This is a genomic window from Actinocorallia herbida (genome assembly GCF_003751225.1).
In the GTDB taxonomy this organism is placed as follows: domain Bacteria; phylum Actinomycetota; class Actinomycetes; order Streptosporangiales; family Streptosporangiaceae; genus Actinocorallia; species Actinocorallia herbida.
On sequence record NZ_RJKE01000001.1, the window covers coordinates 8,869,606 to 8,886,120 of the forward strand.

The following is a 16,515-nucleotide window of genomic DNA, read 5'->3' on the forward strand; positions in this document are numbered from 1 at the left end:
GCTAGACGCGGTCGCGGCGGCGTAGCAGGAAGGCGGCGATGAGGCCGCCGACCAGCCCGAAGAGGTGGCCCTGCCAGGAGATCCGCGAGTCGTTCGGGAAGACGCCGTAGACGATGCCGCCGTAGAGCACGACGACGGCGATGGCGATCAGCAGGTCGAAGATGTGCCGTTCGAAGACGCCCCGGCCCAGCAGGTAGCCGAAGTAGCCGAACACCAGGATGCTCGCGCCGAGCGTCTCGGAGTTCGGCGGGCCGGTGAACCAGACGCCGAGCCCGCCGATCACGATGACGATGAGGCTCGTCATCAGGAACTTGCCCATGCCGCGCAGGGCCGCGAGGAAGCCGAGCGCGGCGAACGGGATGGTGTTGGCGATCAGATGGTCGAAACTGCCGTGCAGGAACGGTGCGGTGAAGATCTGGGGAAGGTCGCCGACGTGGCGGGCGCGGATGCCGTACACGTCGAGCTGGTTGCCGATGAGCTGATCGACGATCTCCAGCAGCCACATGCCGGCCAGGACGGTGAGCACGAGGGCGGCGGCGGCGAGCGCACGGGTCGCCTGGGTGTTGATCTCCCCGGCCGCACGCCTGCCGAACGCCCTGCTTCGCTCACTCATCGAGGGCTATATCCCTATCCGTCGCCTGAATCGACAACGACCGGCCTACCCGATTAGTCCCCGGTATTACCGTCGAAGATAGCGGCGCTCCTCGGGGGTCGTGCCGCCCCAGATGCCGGCGGGCTCTCCTGCGCGCAGCGCCCAGTCAAGGCATTCCGCTGCGACGGCGCAGCGGTAGCAGACGCGCTTGGCCTCGGCCACTTGATCGCGGGCGGGACCGAACTCGGTGATGGGATAGAAGATCTCGGGATCGGAGCCGCGGCACTCGGACAGGTCGGTCCAGTGGTCGTCGGCTTCCTTGCGCACCGCCAGCGGGTTGGCCGGGTCGCGGTACATCGTGGTGTTCAAGGCTCACGCCTCCTCGCGTGGACTTGGTGTTACCACCCAATGTAGTACTACAAGCCGTAGTACTACAAGCGGGCGTTACGGCAAGGCCACGTGAAAGCAACAGAAGCGTGTCCCGATACCCTGCGTCCCATGACAGGGACCCGCAAGCCGCCGGTTTTCCGCGACGCCACCCACGCGGACCTGGAGAAGATCGTCAAACTGCTCGCCGACGACGTCCTGGGCGCCACCCGGGAGTCTCCCGAGGTCAACGAGCACTACGAGGCGGCCTTCGCGGCCATCGCGGCCGACCCGAACAACCGGCTCATCGTCGCCGATTTCGACGGCGACGTGGTCGGCACCCTCCAGCTCACGTACATCCCCGGCCTCACCTACATGGGCAGCACCCGCGCCCAGATCGAGGGCGTGCGCGTCGCGGGCGACCTGCGCGGCCACGGCGTGGGGCACGCCATGCTCTCCTACGCCATCGAAGAGGCGCGCGCCTACGGCTGCCGTGTGGTGCAGCTCACCAGCGACCGCCAGCGCCCCGAGGCGATCCGGTTCTACCAGAAGGTCGGTTTCCGCCCGTCCCACATGGGGCTCAAGTACCCCCTCACCGATCACGACTGACCCTTTCGCCCGCGGAGATGGCCGAATAGGATTCGGTTTTATGGTGCAGCTCGTCGTGGAAGAACTCGGATCCGTCACGTTCGTCGAGGCTGAGGCCCCGGACCCCGGACCCGGCCAGGTACGCGTGGACGTCGGCGCGGCGGGCGTCAACTACGTCGACGGGCTCCTCATCCAGGGCAAGTACCAGATCAAGCCGCCGCTTCCCTTCACCCCCGGCAGCGAGATCGCCGGAACCGTCAGCGCGCTGGGCGAGGGCGTCGAAGGCTTCGCCATCGGCGACCGGGTCCTCGCGATGTGCGGGTTCGGCGGATTCTCCTCCCAGGTCGTCATCCCCGCGAACACCGCGGTGCACGTGCCGGAGAAGCTCGACTTCGCCCGCGCCGCGACCTTCACCCAGTCCTACTGCACAGCGCTCTTCGCGCTGCGCGAGCGCGTCGGGCTGCGGCCCGGCGAGACGGTGCTCGCGCTCGGCGCGGGCAGCGGGGTCGGACTCGCCGCCGTCCAGGTCGCCGTCGCGCTAGGCGCGCGCGTCCTCGCCGCGGCCTCCAGCCCCGAGAAGCGCGACCTCTCCCTCGCCGCGGGCGCCGAGGCCGTCGTGGACACGGCCTCCCCCGACGCCGTCAAGGCGGCCGCGCGCGACTTCGCCGAAGGCGGCGTGGACGTCGTGTTCGACCCCGTCGGCGGCGAACTCGCCCCGGCCACGCTGCGCGCCCTGCGCGACTTCGGCCGCTACACCGTCATCGGGTTCACCGCGGGCATCCCGTCGGTGCCGCTCAACCAGGTGCTGCTGCGCAACCGGAACGTCGTCGGCGTCGACTGGGGCTTCTGGGCGCTGAACCACCCCGTCGCGCAGCGGGAACTGCTGGAGGACGCGCTGGCGATGGTCGCCGACGGGCGGCTCGACCCCGTCGCGCCGCAGGAGCGCCCGCTCACCGAGATCGAGGGCGCGCTCGCCGACCTCGCCGCCCGACGCGTCGCGGGCAAGATCGCGCTGATCCCCTAACCCGCCTCGCGCGGCGCCCGGTCGCGCGGGAGCTCCGCCCGGAACGCGACGCAGACGGGGACCCAGGCGGCGACGTCGAACGCCGCAGGGTCCCAGGCGTCGGGCAGGGCCGCATGACGCCAGACGTAGGCGAGCGCCCGCCTTCCGTCGGTGAGGGGCACGGTCTCGACGGTGTAGTCGTCGTCCTCGTAGGCGTGCAGGATCTCCAGCTCGGCCTCTGCCAGACCCTCCACCACGAGCCCTTCGGCCCGGCCTTCCGCGCGGACCAGCCCGGGATAGGCGAGACCGGGCAGGGCGGCGACCCGCCAGCCGTCCGCGCTCGCCGGGGACAGCCGGGGCACTCTGCCGAGGAGCGCTTCGAGGATCTCCGGGAAGCGGAGGGTGCCATAGACAAACAGATCGGGCATGAGCCCCAAAATAGCCGTTGGAGAGGACAAGCCAATGATCAGGAAATTCCGTCTCGACGACGAGTACGCGGTCTACGACATCTGCCTGCGGACCTCGGCGAATCCGGACGGCTATGACGATCCCCAGCTCGTCGGCCATGTCTACGCGGGGCCTTACCTGCGCTTCTCGCCCCAGTTCGCCTCGGTGGTGAACGAGGGCGGCCCGGTGCTCGGCTACATCGTCGGGACGCCCGACACCCGCGAGTTCGAGGAGCGGTGCCGGCAGGAGTGGTGGCCGATGCTCCAGAAGCGCTACCCCGACGACCCGGCCGAGCCGCGGACCCCGGACGAGCGGATGATCCACATCATCCACCACTTCCTGCCCGCACCCGAGGACATCGTCCGCGACCACCCGTCCCACCTGCACATCAACCTGCTGGACGACACCCGGGGCAAAGGTTACGGACGGACCCTCATCGAGCGGCTGACCGAGGAACTCGTCGCCGCGGGATCCACCGGCCTCCACTTCGGGGTCGACCCGGCCAACACCAACGCGCTCGCGTTCTACGAGGCGGTCGGGTTCGCCGTTCTGCGCCGCGATCCCTACACGGTGTGGATGGGCCGCCGCTTCTGACCCCGCCGGCCCTCCCGGTGGTCGACCGGGAGGCTTGGATCGGGGGATTCATGGCTAGATTCCCGGTATGACAGCGGTGCTTCTGGACATCGACGGCGTCCTGACCGTCGCGTGGCGGCCGATCCCCGGTGCGGTCGAGGCCGTGACGAGGCTGCGCGCGGACGGGCACGACCTGCTTCTGCTGACCAACACCACATCCCGCACCAAGGCCGACATCACCGGGGCGCTCGTCGCGGCGGGCTTCCCCGTCGGGCCCGCCGACGTCATGACGGCGACCACCGCGACCGCGGCCTTCCTCGCCGAACACCACCCGGACGCCCGGGTCTTCCTGCTCAACGGCGGCGACGTCACCGCCGACCTGCCCGGCGTCCGGCTCGTCGACGACGCCCCCGACGTCGTCGTGGTCGGCGGCGCGGGACCCGCCTTCGACTACCCGACCGTCGACCGGGTCTTCGGTTTCCTCAACGACGGCGCCCACCTGGTCGCCATGGCCCGGAACCTGTCCTGGCGCACCGCCGACGGCCTCAGCCTCGACGCGGGCGCCTACCTCCTCGGCTGGGAGGCCGCCGCGGGCGTCCGGGCCGAGGTCATCGGCAAGCCCTCCCCCGCGTTCTTCCACGCCGCCCTCGCCCGCCTCGGCGCCGACACCGGGGTCATGGTCGGCGACGACCTCGAAGCCGACGTCCTCGGCGCTCAGCGCGCGGGACTCACCGGAGTCCAGGTCCGTACGGGGAAGTTCCGGGAAAAGGATCTCGCGGCGGCCTTCGCCGCGCCCGACCACGTCATCGACTCCGTCGCGGACCTGCCCGCCCTCCTCGATTCCCGCAGCACATCTTGACATGGCCGCTTCCCTACGCAATCACTGACTGAGGAATTCGCGCCCGCCGCTCAGCCTTTCCCGCGCCGAATCCAGTGGTCCCGCGAAACGCAAGACGCGTTTCGGCCCACCGGAAAGACGAAAGTCCCCGCTTTCCCTCGCGGGATGCGTTCGAGCACCCACGTCCCGCCGACGGCGACCGACCGTCCAGAACAGGGAGAACGGCACCGCATGGCCGATGACCTGCTTTATCGTGCCCGGTGACCTCTTCCTGCCGCGATGTGCTCCCGCCTCGTGTCACCCGGCATACTTCGCGCCCCCGAAGATTCCCGCTCGCACGACCGGGGCACGCGACCCCGATCCGTCCCGCCCGGTACGACACTCCCGCCGCAATGCGGAAACGCCCAGTGCGGCGGCGACACAGTTCGGCATTAACCGATGACGGGCGCGGGCAGAGCCTCCGTCGCTATGCTGCGAGACAGCAAACGACCGTTCATGCGCCCCCACCGGGCCTCGATTCGGTCTTTTTCTCTTTGATCTCAGGGAAGGGAGAGAAGCGTGCGGGAGCAGTGTGATGAGCAGACACCTTCATTCTTTATCCGGAATGTCCTTGACCGCGGCGCGCCGTCCAGATGGGGCGCCGACCCTGCGGGGGACCTCCCATGACCGCCGACACTGCCGCGCCGTGGACGCCGACGGGCTGGTGTCACCTGTTCTCCTGCGACGTGATCTCCTACGGCGACGCGCGGCGGACCGACGAGGTCCAGGGGTTCCTGCGCGACAACATGTACCGGGCGCTCGAGGCGAGCTTCACCCATGCGCGCATCCCCTACGGCGACATCTATGTTGAGGACCGCGGCGACGGCGTCATCGCGGCCGTCCCCTCCGGCCACGACCCCGCGCTACTGGTGACCGCGGTGTTCGACGGGCTGAAGGCGCACGTCAAAAGGCGCAACCGGCTGGCCAGCGAGATCGCGCAGATGCGCCTGCGCGCCGCCGTCCACCTCGGCGTCGCCCGGCACGACGGCCGCGGCCTCGTCGGCACCGACGTCAACCACCTCTGCCGCCTCCTGGACGCCCCGTCGTTCAAGGAGCTCGTGGGCCGCTCACCCGCACCCGTGTGCCTCATCGCCAGTGAACGCTTCTACGACGACGTCATCCGCAAGGACGTGGGCGTCATCGACGTGGAGGAGTACCACCACCTCCAGGTCTCCCTCAAAGAGACCGACTGCCCGGCCTGGGTCCGCCGCCCCTGACCGCCCACCAGCGCGGTTTCCCGGCACCTTCCCCCGGGAGACCGCGCCCCCGGTCCGCCCCCGCCCACGCCGCCCCCGAGCCGAGCCGAGCACCGAGCCCGCACTCGAGTTCCACCCGCGCCCAAGCCCGGCATCGCACACCCGGCGCGAGTCCCAGCGCCGCGCGCCGCGACCAGCCCGCGCCCACCGCACATCACTCGCGCGCATTCCGAAACCAGCCCGCGCCCACCGCGCAGCGGGCGCCTTCCGAAGCCGGCCCATGCCCGGGTGATCAGCACCCGGCGGGACATCCCGAGACCAACCCGCGGCACAGCTCCCACCTGCGCCTTCCGAAGCCGGCCCACGGCCGGATGATCAACACCCAGCGGCATGTCCCGAGAGCAGCCCGCGCCCAGCGATCAGCCCAAGCCCATGGGTCCGGTGACCCGGCGCGGGGCGGGGCGGGCTCCGGGTGTGGGCGAGCGCCGGGTTCACGGGCGCCGGTTCGGGGACACGTCCAGCGGGTTGGGGGGAACATTGCCGAGTCGTGGGAGGAGATGTAATCCATTCCGGTAATCCCCTGCAAAGCCGTGCACTCCCGGTTATCGTTTGGTTCCGCTACGGAGTTGTCCGGCTACGGTAAGCGAGCCAAGGGGGCGGGATGGCGGCGGCGACGATACGGCCCGGCGCGGAGCGGATGGGCGGTGAGTGCGCGGTCATCGCCGGGGACCGGAAGTTCCGGCTGCTCAGAGCCAGGTTCCAACGACTGGTGATCAGATTCGCCGGGGTCTTCCTCGGCTGGTACCTCCTCTACATAGGGCTGTCCGCGTTCGCACGCGGGTTCATGGCCCAGAACGTCTTCGGCCATGTGAACGTCGCGCTGGTGCTGGGCGTGCTCCAGTTCGCCTCGACGTTCGGGCTCGCCTGGTACTACTCGCGCTACGCCCGCCTCATGCTGGACCCGCTGGCCGCGCAGCTGCGCGCCGAGTCCGAGCACCGGGTGCGCACCGCGGCGTGGCGGCCTGCCGAGGTCCCGCCGGATCTCCAGACCGCCCCGCAGGCCGAGGTCCCGCCAGGCCGCCAAGCCGCCAGGCCTGCCACGACTCCGTCGAACCAAGCCATGCGGCCGACCGCGATTCCGCCGAACCGCCAAGCCGCGCGGCCTGCCGCGGTTCCGCCGCAGCCCGCCACGGACCGCCGCGTCGCGGGCCGGGGCGTCCCCGCCGAGGGCGCGTCGTGATCGCCGCGGACGGCAGGATGCTGACCGTGGGGCTGTTCATCGCGTTCATCCTCATCACCCTCGGCATCACGTTCTGGGCCCGCAGCACCACCCGCGGCGCCGACGACTTCTACGCCGGCGGCCGCGCCTTCTCCGGCATGCAGAACGGCATCGCGCTCGCCGGGGACTACATGTCGGCGGCCTCGTTCCTCGGCATCGCGGGCCTCATCGCACTCTCGGGGTACGACGGCTTCCTGTATTCGATCGGCTTCCTCGTCGCGTGGCTGCTCAGCCTCCTGCTGGTCGAGCTGATGCGCAACGCGGGCCGTTTCACCATGGCCGACGTGCTGTCCTACCGGGTCAAGCGGCAGCCCCGGGTACGGACCGCGGCCGCCATCTCCACGGTCGTCGTCTCGGTGTTCTACCTCCTGGCGCAGATGGTCGGCGCGGGCGCGCTCGTCTCCCTGCTGCTCGGCATCCGGCGCGGCGAGGAGTTCGCCGGAGTCTCCGCCGATGCCGCGCAGGTCCTGACGATCGTCGTGGTCGGCGCCGTCATGGTCTTCTACGTCATGTTCGGCGGGATGAAGGCCACCACCTGGGTGCAGATCATCAAGGCGGTCCTGCTGGTCGCCAGCACGGTCGTGCTGACGGTGCTGGTGCTCAGCCGCTTCGGCTTCAACCCGAGCGCGATGCTCGGCTCCGCCGCCGACGCCAGCGCCCGTCCCGAGGGCTTCCTGCAGCCCGGCGGCCGCTACGGCCAGGACATCGAGGGCGACGTCTTCCGCTCGGTGCTCAACAAGCTGGACTTCCTCAGCCTCGCGCTCGCCCTCGTGCTCGGCACGGCGGGCCTCCCGCACATCGTCGGCCGCTTCTTCACCGTCCCCGACGCGCGGGCCGCCCGCCGCTCGGTGAACTGGGCGATCGGCCTGGTCGGCGGGTTCTATCTGATGACGCTCGCGCTCGGGTTCGGCGCCGCCGCGATCGTCGGGCACGAGGCGATCACCGAGCAGGACCCGGCAGGGAACACCGCGGCCCTCCAGCTCGCGCACGCGCTCGGCACCCACTTCGGCGGGCAGATCGGCGGCGACATCCTTCTCGCGTTCATCGGCGCGGTCGCCTTCGCCACCATCCTGGCCGTGGTCTCCGGGCTGGTACTCGCCTCCTCGACCTCCCTCGCGCACGACTTCTTCGGCCATGTGCTGATGTTCGGGCGGCCCCGGGAGTCCCAGGAGGTCGCGGTGGCGCGGGTCTCCGCCTTCGTCATCGGCGCCCTGGCCATACTGCTGGCGATCATCGCGCGGAACCTCAACGTGGCGTTCCTCGTGGCCCTCGCCTTCGCCATGGCCGCGTCGGCCAACCTCCCGGCGATCGTGCTGTCCCTGTTCTGGCGGCGCTTCACCTCGGCGGGCGCCGTCGCGGGCATCTACGGCGGCCTCGGCGGCTCGCTCGTGCTCGTCGCCTTCTCGCCGGTCGTCTCGGGCAAGGTCGACCCTCTGACGGGGCAGAGCCTCTCGCTCCTGCCCGCGGGCCTCGACTTCGCCGTCTTCCCGCTGGAGAACCCCGGCCTGGTCTCCATCCCGTTCGGCTTCCTCTGCGCGATCGTCGGCACCCTGTTCAGCTCCGAACGCCCCGAACCCTCCGCCTACGACGAGCTGTCCGTCCGCTCCCTGACCGGCGTCGGCTCCCACCGACCGCCGTCCCGTGCTCCCAGACACCAGCGCACCCCCTGACCCGACCGCACCCGACCGCGCCGCGCCTCGCGACCCCCGTGTGCCCGACGTCCGCGACGTCGGGCACACGCGTTTCCGGGGTCTCGCGCCCGGCCTGACGAGCACAGATTACGCTGCGCGACAAGACCTCACCGAGAATATTTTCGATCTGTGGATAACTTCGCGGGCCGCCGGTTAACGTCGCCGAATGAAGGCGATGTGGACCGTCGGGCCAGGTGTGCTGCTCCTGCCGTCAGGTCTGGCGATCCGCGGCCGGGGCCTGCGCCGTCGCGTCCAGGAGGGCGGGGAGCAGCCCGATTTCGGGGTCTACCTCCTCGGCCGACCGCCCGAGACCTCCTGGGAGAGCCGCTGGGTGCGGTGCCCTGACTTCCGCTCGCCCGCCGACCCCGCGGACGCCCGCGCCGCGTTCCGCCTCGCGCTCGAACGCGCCGGCGACCGTCGTGTCGAGGTCGGGTGCGGAGGCGGCGTGGGACGGACCGGCCTCGCGCTCGCCTGCCTGGCCGTCCTCGACGGGGTCCCCGCGGAGGAGGCCGTCGCCTACGTCCGAGCGCGCTATCACCCGCGGGCGGTCGAGACCCCGTGGCAGCGGCGGTTCGTCCTGCGTTTCGGCTGAACCGGCGAGCCGGGCCCCGCTGTCCCAGAGCTTGAGACACGACAGCAGGAGCTTGGGGTCCTTGTAGGTGCGGGCGCACTCCTCGTCGGCGGTCAGATACCTGCGTTTCTTCTTCTTCGGCTTCCGCACCGGCTGCGCGCTCGGCCGTGCCTGCTCGGGCGTCGCACGCGGGCGCGGCGGCGCGGGTTCCGGTGCCGTCGACGCCCGCGGCTTCGGTGGCGCGGGCGGCTTCGGCCGGGCCGCCTTCTCCGGGCGCGGCCGGTGCCGCAAGGCGTCCTGCGCGTCGCCGAGGCCGACGGGATCCTCAGGATCGACGGAGTCATCGGGGAACGCGTCGATGACGATCGGACCGCTCGACGGCGTCGCGGTGCCGTCGGCCAAAGCCGGCAGCACCGGATTGGGCTTGGACGGCTCGGTCGGCGTGTAGTCGACGACCACGGGAGGCCCCGGCTCCGTCCGGTCTGCCGTCGGCCGGGCAGGGGCGCCCCGCGGCGCGGCGGGCGTGGGCGGCGGGTCGAGGACGAAGGTCCAGAAGAGCACCGCGCTTCCGGAGAGGAGGGCCGTCGAGGTCGCGGCACGCAAGGCGAGGTCGATCCTTCGGCGGACCTTGGCACGGTGGTCCAGTTCGTCCCGGCACCAGCGCGGCAGTTCGGGGTCCGGGACCGGGTCCGGGGTGGTCTCCATCGAGGCGTAGACGTCCATGCGGGCGACCCAATCAACGGCCGCGGCGACCCGCGCCCCACTTGGAACGACGATTACCGGGCCTGCGCGCTCCCTCGGGCTAGCGTGCGGAGATGGCCACGTTCAGGGAGTCGGAGCGGCTCGTCAACTTCACCGACGCGGTCGTCGCGATCGCCCTCACGCTCCTGGTCCTTCCGCTCGTCGACGCGGTGGGCGAGGGCGCGGACCAGAGCGGCGGCGCGCGTGAGTTCCTCACGACCAACCGCCGGGCCATCTTCGGGTTCCTGCTGAGCTTCGTCGTCATCGCCCGGTTGTGGATGGTCCACCACCAACTGTTCCACCATGTCCGCGCCTACGACCGACGGCTGATGCTCTGGAACCTCGCCTGGGTGCTCACGATCGTGGTGATCCCCTTCCCGACGGAGATGACCAGCACGTACGAGACGGACGACAGGTTCACCGCGGGCGTCTACATCGGCACGATCCTCGCGGCGAGCGCCTGCCAGACCGTCATGGCGATCGCCATCCGCCGCACGCCCGACATCCAGCGTCCGGGCCTGCCGCTCACCCGGGACGACCTCCTCGGCTCCGTGACGGCGACGTGCCTTCTGGCGCTCGCGCTCGCGGTGTCCTCGACCGTCCCGGGCGTCACGTACTACGCCCTGCTCTTGCTCTTCCTGTCCCCGGTCGTCATGCGCGTCCTCACGCGCGGCGAGGACCCGGCTCGGACTGCCTGACGCGCGGCGGCCTTGACGATGTTCTGCGGCATCCTGCCGAAGATGATCCCGTGGAACGGGGTCAGGGCCTTCCAGTAGAGGTGACCGAGGAGGCCACGCGGGTGGAAGACGGCCCTCTGGCGCAGCAGCGTACGGCCGTGCGCCTCGTGGACGCTCAGCTCCAGCCAGGCGAGGCCGGGAAGCATCATCTCCGCGCGCAGCCGGAGCAGAGAGCCGGGGACGACCTCCTCCACACGCCAGAAATCCAGCGCGTCCCCTACCCGCAATCGCTCGGGATCGCGCCTACCGCGCCGCAGCCCCACGCCGCCGACGAGCCGGTCAAGGAAGCCCCGCAGCCTCCAGGCGACGGGGAGGGAGTACCACCCGTTGTCCCCGCCGATGCCTTCTATGACGGTCCAGACGACGGCGGCCGGCGCCTCCGTGACGGCGACGCGCTCCTCCACGTAGAGGCTGCCGCCCGCCCAATCGGGGTCGCTCGGCAGCGGGTCGCTGGGCCGTCCCGGGATCGAGGCCGACGACCACCTGGTCGCCACCGACGCCTCGCGAATGCGCCGCAGCGCGAGTTCCACGGACTCGTCGAAGCCGATGAGTCCTTCCGGCGGGTCCGGGACCAGGGCGCGGATCGCGTGGTCGCGGCACACCACCTCGGTCCGCAGGCCCTCCACCAGCGGACGGGCGATGGCCCTGGGGACGGGCGTCACCAGCCCCACCCAGTGGCTGGACAGGGACGGCGACAGTACGGGCACCGGGATGATGAGCCGTTTCGGCAGCCCCGCTATGGCGGCGTACCGCTGCATCATCTCCTCATAGGTGAGCACATCGGGCCCTCCGATATCGAAGGAGCCGCGCACTATGCCCGGGATGTTCGCGCACGCCGTGAGGTAGCGCAGGACGTCCCGCACGGCTATCGGCTGGATCCTGGTGTGCACCCACCTGGGCGTCACCATGGCGGGCAGCCGCTCGGTCAGGTAGCGCAGCATCTCGAAGGAGGCTGAGCCGGAACCGATGATCGTCGCGGCGCGCAGCACGATCGCGGGCGACTCCCCGGCGAGCAGGATCTCGCCGACCTCGTTGCGGGAGCGCAGGTGCGGGGAGACCTCCCTGCCCGCGCCGAGGCCGCCCAGGTAGACGATGCGGGTCACTCCGGCCCGTGCCGCGGCCGCCGCGAACGTCCAGGCCGCCTCGCGGTCGCGTTCTTCGAAGTCGCGGCCCGAGCCCATCGCGTGCACGAGGTAGTAGGCGACGTCCATGCCGTCCAGGGCCGCGCCGATCGCGGCGGATTCCAGGACGTCGGCCTTGACGGTTTCGACGTCGCCCGCCCAGGGCTGGCCGCGCAGGTTCTCCGGCCGGCGGGCGGCGCACCGCACGGTGTGCCCGGCCGCGAGCAGTTCGGGCACCAACCGCCCGCCGATGTAGCCGGACGCCCCCGTCACCAGGACCCGCATGCCCCTCACCCCTCATACGTGGAGTACCAGGACATCAACTCTAAGTCACGACACATCACCAGATCCGGATGGGGCCCCGGTGCCGTCTCAGGGTGACGGCACCTGGTCCAAGGCTCAGCCGTCAGACGTCGTCAGAACGGCCAGGGCAAGGGCGAGGACCGCGAGTCCGGCCCAGGACAGCGGCGGAAGGTACTCGTCCAAGACGACGACCCCAAGGAGGGCCGCCACAGCGGGCTCGGAGAGGGTGAGGACCGTGGCCGTCTCCGCCGAGGTGTTCCGCAGGCCGATCCCGAAGAGCCGGTACGCCAGGAAGCTGGTGAAGAAGGCCAGGTAGACGGTGATGGAGAGGCCCGCGCCCGTGGCGATCCAGCCGGGTCCGGTGGCGAGCACTACGGGCAGGACCAGCAGGGCCGCCCCGCCGAACATCACCCCCATGACGGGGCTCGACGCCTCTCCCTCGGAGATGAGCCGGCCCGCAATGAGCGAATAGGCCGCGTAGGACGCCCCGGCGACCAGCGCGAGAGCGACCCCGACGAGATCCACCCGGGCACCGGACCCGTCGAGCGCGGGCCCGAGCACGAGGGCGCCGCATCCGGCGACCGCCGCGCCGGTGGCCCACATCCAGCGGGCCGACGGGCGGCCGTGCCCGAGGCACCAGCCGAGCAGCCCGGCGAACACCGGGGCGCTGCCGAGCGCGATGACCGTGGCGACGGCGACGCCCGTCATCGACACGGCCGGGTAGAACGTCACCGGGTAGCCCGCGACGGTCACCGCGCCGAGGAGCAGCCGCACCTTGCGCGCCGGGGTTCCGCCTACCGCCAGGCGAAGCGAACCCCGCGTGGTGAGGAACAGCAAGAGGCCGCCGAGCACCAGCGCGGCCGACCCGACGGCCGCGGCGTCGGCCCCGGCGGGCGCGAACGACGCGGCGGTCCCCGTGGTCCCCCACAGGATCCCGGCGGCGAGGATCGGCATCGGTCCCGAGAGCAGACGCGCCGCGGGCATGGGCGAAGAGCGGGGAAGGGAATCCTGATTCTGCACGAATGAACTTTCCGTCTCGAAGCTGTGGAGGGAAGGAGACGGACGGCACGCGAAAGACACCGGCCCGCTTGGCCGGTCTTCACCGAAAAGGCGTCAGCCTGCTGCGTCCGTCAGACGACGAGAGGCGGAAGCACCACGTGCCAGTACTTGTGCACGACAGAAGAATAGGCGCTTTCCCGGCCCCAGGCCCAGAACGGACTGGTGGATGGCCTTAGGGGACGCACTCGTTCCCCCTCCTCAGCACGGGTGCGGTGGGCGGGTCCAGGCCTCGTCCGGGTCGGTCGAGGGGCTGTGGGGGCGGCCTATGGCGAGGTACTGGGCGGAGGCGTGGTCGACCTGGAGGGTGGTGTGGGTGATGCCCAGGTCATGGAGGAGGGTTTCGAGGTCTGCGCGGACGGCGTGGCAGTCACGCCCGGGGGTGACGAGGACGTGGGCGGAGGCGGCCGACATGCCTGAGGTGATCTGCCAGATGTGCAGGTCGTGGACTTCGCTCACGTAGGGGCTGGCGACGAGCAGCGGACCGACCCGTTCGGGTTCCAGACCTGCCGGGGCCGCCTCCAGGAGGATCCTTCCGGATTCGCGGACGAGTCCGACGCCCGCCTTGACCATCAGGAAGACGACGACGAGGGTCGCGATCGCGTCCGCCCGCGCGAACCCGGTCGTGACCATGATCAGGCCCGCGATGGCGGTGGCGATGAACGCGAACAGGTCGTTCAGGATGTGCTGGAAGGCGCCTTCGACGTTCAGGCTCGACCGGTTGGCCTTGGAGAGCATCCAGGTGGCCAGGAGGTTCACCACGACCCCGGCGAGCGCCGTCACCAGGACGAGGCCGCCCCCGACCTCCGGCGGATCCAGGAAGCGGCGCACCGCCTCGTAGGCGAGCCAGGCCGCCAGCAGGAGCAGGGTGAGCCCGTTGGCCTGGGCCGAGAGGATCTCGGCGCGCTTGAGGCCGAAGGTGTAGCCGCCCTTCGGTGGGCGCGCGGCGAGCCGCATGGCGATCAGCGCGAGCACGATGGACATCGCGTCGGTGAGCATGTGCGCGGCGTCGGAGATGAGCGCCAGCGACCGGGCGACGAGACCCACGACCACCTCGCCCGCCATGAACACGATGATCAGCGCGAGCGCGCCCGTCAGCCACTTGCGATCGGCGTCCGCGCCCACCGCGTGGCCGTGCCCATGGCCGTGCCCGGCCTCGGGGCCGTGGTCGTGGCCCTGGGCGCTCACGCGAGGCCCGCCGGGGTCTCGGCCGCCGCACGCTCGGGGTGCCCGGTGGCGGGGGCGTGGCCGACGTGGGTGAGCGCGACGTCCAGGAGCATCCGCACGTGCGCGTCGGCGAGACGGTAGTAGGCCATCCGGCCGGACCTGCGGGAGGTGACGACCCGGTGGGCGCGCAGCAGCCGCAGGTGATGGGAGGTGGCCGACTCGCTCGCCCGCGCGACCACCGCGAGGTCGCACACGCACATCTCCCCTTCGAGCAGGGCGACGAGCACCCGCAGCCGCCCGGGATCGGACAGCAGCCCGAACACGTCGGCGAGTTCGACGACGTCCTCGTCCGCGGGCATGGCCTCGGCCACGACGGCGACGCGCGCCGGGTCGACGACCCGGACGGCGCACCCGTCCACGATCATCTGCTCATCTGAACCGTTGCTCATACGTGGAGGTTAACGCGAAGGGCCCGCCGTGTCACGACCTACCCGACCGGGAATCGCTTCCGTCGTTCCACCGGGCAAATGATCGTGATTTGTTGAGCGCTGGGAGATTTCTTCTGCGGTACCTGGGAGATCAGGCCTGTGGATAACTCAGAACGGGTCTTGTGGAATGGCACGGTGAGGGGGTAAGCGGTCGGTCGAGGCGGGAGGTGTGCGGTGATGGTCCGGACAATGGTGGCGCGGGTGTGCGGCGCGGGGTCCGCGGTGTTTTCGCAGCTGCTGGGTAGTATTGGTGGGGTGTTTTCGCAGCTGCTGGGTAGTATTGGTGGCTGGTGTGCCGGGAAGTCTGGTCGGCGGTCGGTGAACGACGCCTCAGGCGACGGGAGTGCACGTGGGTCAAGGCGCGAGCGGAAACAGGCGGCGGGTCATCCTCGGGCGGGGCACATGGCCCGAGGCGGGGCGGATCGCCGAGGTCCTGCGGGCGGAGACCGTCGGCGGCGCGCTGCTGCTCGCGGGCGCGGTGGTGGCGGTGGCCTGGGCGAACTCGCCTTGGGCTTCCTCCTACGCGGCGGTGCGCGACTTCGGCATCGGACCGGAAGCCCTGCACCTGCACCTCTCCCTGGCGACATGGGCGGCGGACGGCCTGCTCGCGATCTTCTTCTTCGTCGCCGGGCTGGAACTGAAACGCGAGTTCGTCGCGGGCGACCTGCGCGACCCGCGGCGGGCCGCGGTTCCGGTGGCGGCGGCCTGCGGCGGGGTGATCCTGCCCGCGCTGGTCTTCCTGACGGTCGCCCGGGGCACCCCGGGCGCGGCCGAGGGCTGGGCGATCCCTACAGCGACCGACATCGCCTTCGCCCTGGCGGTGCTGGCCGTGCTCGGCCGCTTCCTCCCCGCGGCGCTGCGGACGTTCCTGCTGACCCTCGCGGTCGTCGACGACCTCATCGCGATCGTGATCATCGCGGTCGTCTACACCGCGGATCTGTCGCCGATGCCCCTGCTGGCCGCGCTGATCCCGCTCGGCCTGTTCACCCTGCTGGTGCAGCGCCGGATCCGCTCCTGGTGGCTGCTGCTGCCGCTCGCCGCCGCGACCTGGATCCTCGTGCACGCCTCGGGCGTCCACGCGACGGTCGCGGGCATCCTGCTCGGGTTCGCGGTGCCCGTCCTGCGCAGCCGGAAGGCGGGCGGCCCCGAGGCGGGGCCGGGGCTGGCGGAGCACTTCGAGCACAGGTTCCGCCCGCTCTCGGCGGGGGTGGCGGTGCCGCTGTTCGCGCTGATGTCGGCGGGCGTCGCCGTCGGCGGGGTCGCAGGACTGCGGAGCACGGTCTCCGATCCGGTGGCGCTCGGCGTGTTCGCGGGGCTCGTCCTCGGCAAACCGGCGGGCGTGATGCTCGCGACCTGGCTGGTCTCCCGGTTCACCCACGCCGATCTCGACACCGACCTGTCCTGGCTGGACGTCCTCGGCCTGTCGCTGCTCGCGGGGATCGGCTTCACGGTCTCCCTGCTGATCGGGGAACTCGCCTTCGGCACAGGCGAGACGGCCGACCATGTCAAGATCGCCGTCCTGGCCGCCTCACTGACCGCGAGCCTCCTCGCCGCGATCGTGCTGCGCCTGCGCAACCGCGCCTACCGCCGCATCCACGAGGAGGAGACCCGCGACGACGACCACGACGGCATCCCCGACATCTACCAGCGCGGCTGAGCCGCCTGCCTCCAGCCGGAGGCAGGACGGGCTGAGCGGGGGCCGGTCGTGCCAGGGAAGGG

General features: G+C 71.0%; 18 protein-coding genes. 11 read left to right on the top strand and 7 right to left on the bottom strand.

What is annotated here, in order from left to right:
- Nucleotide 1 precedes the first annotated feature (1 nt).
- Both EDD29_RS40355 and EDD29_RS40360 read right to left on the bottom strand, forming a co-directional pair.
- Entirely contained in the window at nt 2-613 is a 612-nt protein-coding gene (locus EDD29_RS40355; protein ID WP_123669418.1) for a rhomboid family intramembrane serine protease, read from the bottom strand.
- Nucleotides 614-679: 66 nt separating this feature from the next.
- Nucleotides 680-949: a WhiB family transcriptional regulator gene (locus EDD29_RS40360; protein ID WP_123670994.1), complete on the bottom strand. Its 270-nt coding sequence runs from the start codon at nt 947-949 to the stop codon at nt 680-682.
- A gap of 141 nt (nt 950-1,090) precedes the next feature.
- On the opposite strand from EDD29_RS40360, the gene EDD29_RS40365 reads away from it, so the two are divergent.
- Both EDD29_RS40365 and EDD29_RS40370 read left to right on the top strand, forming a co-directional pair.
- Entirely contained in the window at nt 1,091-1,567 is a 477-nt protein-coding gene (locus EDD29_RS40365) for a GNAT family N-acetyltransferase (RefSeq protein WP_123669419.1), read from the top strand.
- A gap of 40 nt (nt 1,568-1,607) precedes the next feature.
- Nucleotides 1,608-2,570 (top strand): NADPH:quinone oxidoreductase family protein, encoded by a 963-nt coding sequence (locus EDD29_RS40370; protein WP_123669420.1) that lies wholly within the window; start codon nt 1,608-1,610, stop codon nt 2,568-2,570.
- On the opposite strand, the gene EDD29_RS40375 is transcribed toward EDD29_RS40370, so the two are convergent.
- On the bottom strand, nt 2,567-2,977 hold the full coding sequence (locus tag EDD29_RS40375) for a gamma-glutamylcyclotransferase family protein (protein WP_123670995.1): 411 nt from the start codon (nt 2,975-2,977) through the stop codon (nt 2,567-2,569). The genes EDD29_RS40370 and EDD29_RS40375 overlap by 4 nt on opposite strands.
- A gap of 34 nt (nt 2,978-3,011) precedes the next feature.
- Between EDD29_RS40375 and EDD29_RS40380 the strand changes: the two genes are divergently transcribed.
- From EDD29_RS40380 to EDD29_RS40415, 8 genes are all read left to right on the top strand, one after another.
- On the top strand, nt 3,012-3,590 hold the full coding sequence (locus EDD29_RS40380) for a GNAT family N-acetyltransferase (RefSeq protein WP_123669421.1): 579 nt from the start codon (nt 3,012-3,014) through the stop codon (nt 3,588-3,590).
- A 67-nt stretch (nt 3,591-3,657) separates the two neighbouring features.
- Nucleotides 3,658-4,428, top strand: a complete 771-nt coding sequence (locus EDD29_RS40385; RefSeq protein WP_123669422.1) for an HAD-IIA family hydrolase — start codon at nt 3,658-3,660, stop codon at nt 4,426-4,428.
- 641 nt (nt 4,429-5,069) lie between these two features.
- Entirely contained in the window at nt 5,070-5,663 is a 594-nt protein-coding gene (locus EDD29_RS40390) for a hypothetical protein (protein WP_123669423.1), read from the top strand.
- A gap of 640 nt (nt 5,664-6,303) precedes the next feature.
- Nucleotides 6,304-6,882 carry a DUF485 domain-containing protein gene (locus EDD29_RS47460; RefSeq protein WP_246053257.1) on the top strand — a complete coding sequence of 193 codons (579 nt, stop codon included), beginning with the start codon at nt 6,304-6,306 and terminating at the stop codon, nt 6,880-6,882.
- A 17-nt stretch (nt 6,883-6,899) separates the two neighbouring features.
- Nucleotides 6,900-8,591 carry a solute symporter family protein gene (locus tag EDD29_RS40400; protein ID WP_123670996.1) on the top strand — a complete coding sequence of 564 codons (1,692 nt, stop codon included), beginning with the start codon at nt 6,900-6,902 and terminating at the stop codon, nt 8,589-8,591.
- A 187-nt stretch (nt 8,592-8,778) separates the two neighbouring features.
- Nucleotides 8,779-9,204 (top strand): protein phosphatase, encoded by a 426-nt coding sequence (locus EDD29_RS47465; RefSeq protein WP_123669424.1) that lies wholly within the window; start codon nt 8,779-8,781, stop codon nt 9,202-9,204.
- Nucleotides 9,205-9,271: 67 nt separating this feature from the next.
- Entirely contained in the window at nt 9,272-9,631 is a 360-nt protein-coding gene (locus tag EDD29_RS47470) for a hypothetical protein (protein WP_123669425.1), read from the top strand.
- Nucleotides 9,632-9,998: 367 nt separating this feature from the next.
- Nucleotides 9,999-10,622 (top strand): TMEM175 family protein, encoded by a 624-nt coding sequence (locus tag EDD29_RS40415; protein ID WP_123669426.1) that lies wholly within the window; start codon nt 9,999-10,001, stop codon nt 10,620-10,622.
- Here EDD29_RS40415 and EDD29_RS40420 read toward each other — a convergent pair.
- From EDD29_RS40420 to EDD29_RS40435, 4 genes are all read right to left on the bottom strand, one after another.
- Nucleotides 10,541-12,067, bottom strand: coding sequence for an SDR family oxidoreductase (locus EDD29_RS40420; RefSeq protein ID WP_123669427.1), 1,527 nt, complete (start codon nt 12,065-12,067; stop codon nt 10,541-10,543). The genes EDD29_RS40415 and EDD29_RS40420 overlap by 82 nt on opposite strands.
- A gap of 114 nt (nt 12,068-12,181) precedes the next feature.
- Entirely contained in the window at nt 12,182-13,069 is an 888-nt protein-coding gene (locus EDD29_RS40425; protein ID WP_123669428.1) for an EamA family transporter, read from the bottom strand.
- A gap of 273 nt (nt 13,070-13,342) precedes the next feature.
- Nucleotides 13,343-14,329 (bottom strand): cation diffusion facilitator family transporter, encoded by a 987-nt coding sequence (locus EDD29_RS40430; protein WP_123669429.1) that lies wholly within the window; start codon nt 14,327-14,329, stop codon nt 13,343-13,345.
- Nucleotides 14,326-14,757 carry an ArsR/SmtB family transcription factor gene (locus EDD29_RS40435; RefSeq protein ID WP_123669430.1) on the bottom strand — a complete coding sequence of 144 codons (432 nt, stop codon included), beginning with the start codon at nt 14,755-14,757 and terminating at the stop codon, nt 14,326-14,328. Before EDD29_RS40435 ends, EDD29_RS40430 begins: the two co-directional genes overlap by 4 nt.
- A 424-nt stretch (nt 14,758-15,181) precedes the next feature.
- On the opposite strand from EDD29_RS40435, the gene nhaA reads away from it, so the two are divergent.
- Nucleotides 15,182-16,453, top strand: a complete 1,272-nt coding sequence (gene nhaA, locus EDD29_RS40440; protein ID WP_246053662.1) for a Na+/H+ antiporter NhaA — start codon at nt 15,182-15,184, stop codon at nt 16,451-16,453.
- Nucleotides 16,454-16,515 lie beyond the last annotated feature (62 nt).

Bases quoted from the DNA above. Each gene is read 5' to 3' on its own strand.
- EDD29_RS40365 (WP_123669419.1), top strand. From the start codon at position 1,091: ATGACAGGGACCCGCAAGCCGCCGGTTTTCCGCGACGCCACCCACGCG.
- EDD29_RS47465 (WP_123669424.1), top strand. From the start codon at position 8,779: ATGAAGGCGATGTGGACCGTCGGGCCAGGTGTGCTGCTCCTGCCGTCA.
- EDD29_RS40375 (WP_123670995.1), bottom strand. From the start codon at position 2,977: ATGCCCGATCTGTTTGTCTATGGCACCCTCCGCTTCCCGGAGATCCTC.
- EDD29_RS40370 (WP_123669420.1), top strand. From the start codon at position 1,608: ATGGTGCAGCTCGTCGTGGAAGAACTCGGATCCGTCACGTTCGTCGAG.
- EDD29_RS40385 (WP_123669422.1), top strand. From the start codon at position 3,658: ATGACAGCGGTGCTTCTGGACATCGACGGCGTCCTGACCGTCGCGTGG.
- EDD29_RS40355 (WP_123669418.1), bottom strand. From the start codon at position 613: ATGAGTGAGCGAAGCAGGGCGTTCGGCAGGCGTGCGGCCGGGGAGATC.
- EDD29_RS40425 (WP_123669428.1), bottom strand. From the start codon at position 13,069: ATGCCCGCGGCGCGTCTGCTCTCGGGACCGATGCCGATCCTCGCCGCC.
- EDD29_RS40435 (WP_123669430.1), bottom strand. From the start codon at position 14,757: ATGAGCAACGGTTCAGATGAGCAGATGATCGTGGACGGGTGCGCCGTC.
- EDD29_RS40420 (WP_123669427.1), bottom strand. From the start codon at position 12,067: ATGCGGGTCCTGGTGACGGGGGCGTCCGGCTACATCGGCGGGCGGTTG.
- EDD29_RS40390 (WP_123669423.1), top strand. From the start codon at position 5,070: ATGACCGCCGACACTGCCGCGCCGTGGACGCCGACGGGCTGGTGTCAC.
- EDD29_RS40380 (WP_123669421.1), top strand. From the start codon at position 3,012: ATGATCAGGAAATTCCGTCTCGACGACGAGTACGCGGTCTACGACATC.
- EDD29_RS40400 (WP_123670996.1), top strand. From the start codon at position 6,900: ATGCTGACCGTGGGGCTGTTCATCGCGTTCATCCTCATCACCCTCGGC.
- EDD29_RS47460 (WP_246053257.1), top strand. From the start codon at position 6,304: ATGGCGGCGGCGACGATACGGCCCGGCGCGGAGCGGATGGGCGGTGAG.
- EDD29_RS40360 (WP_123670994.1), bottom strand. From the start codon at position 949: ATGTACCGCGACCCGGCCAACCCGCTGGCGGTGCGCAAGGAAGCCGAC.
- EDD29_RS40415 (WP_123669426.1), top strand. From the start codon at position 9,999: ATGGCCACGTTCAGGGAGTCGGAGCGGCTCGTCAACTTCACCGACGCG.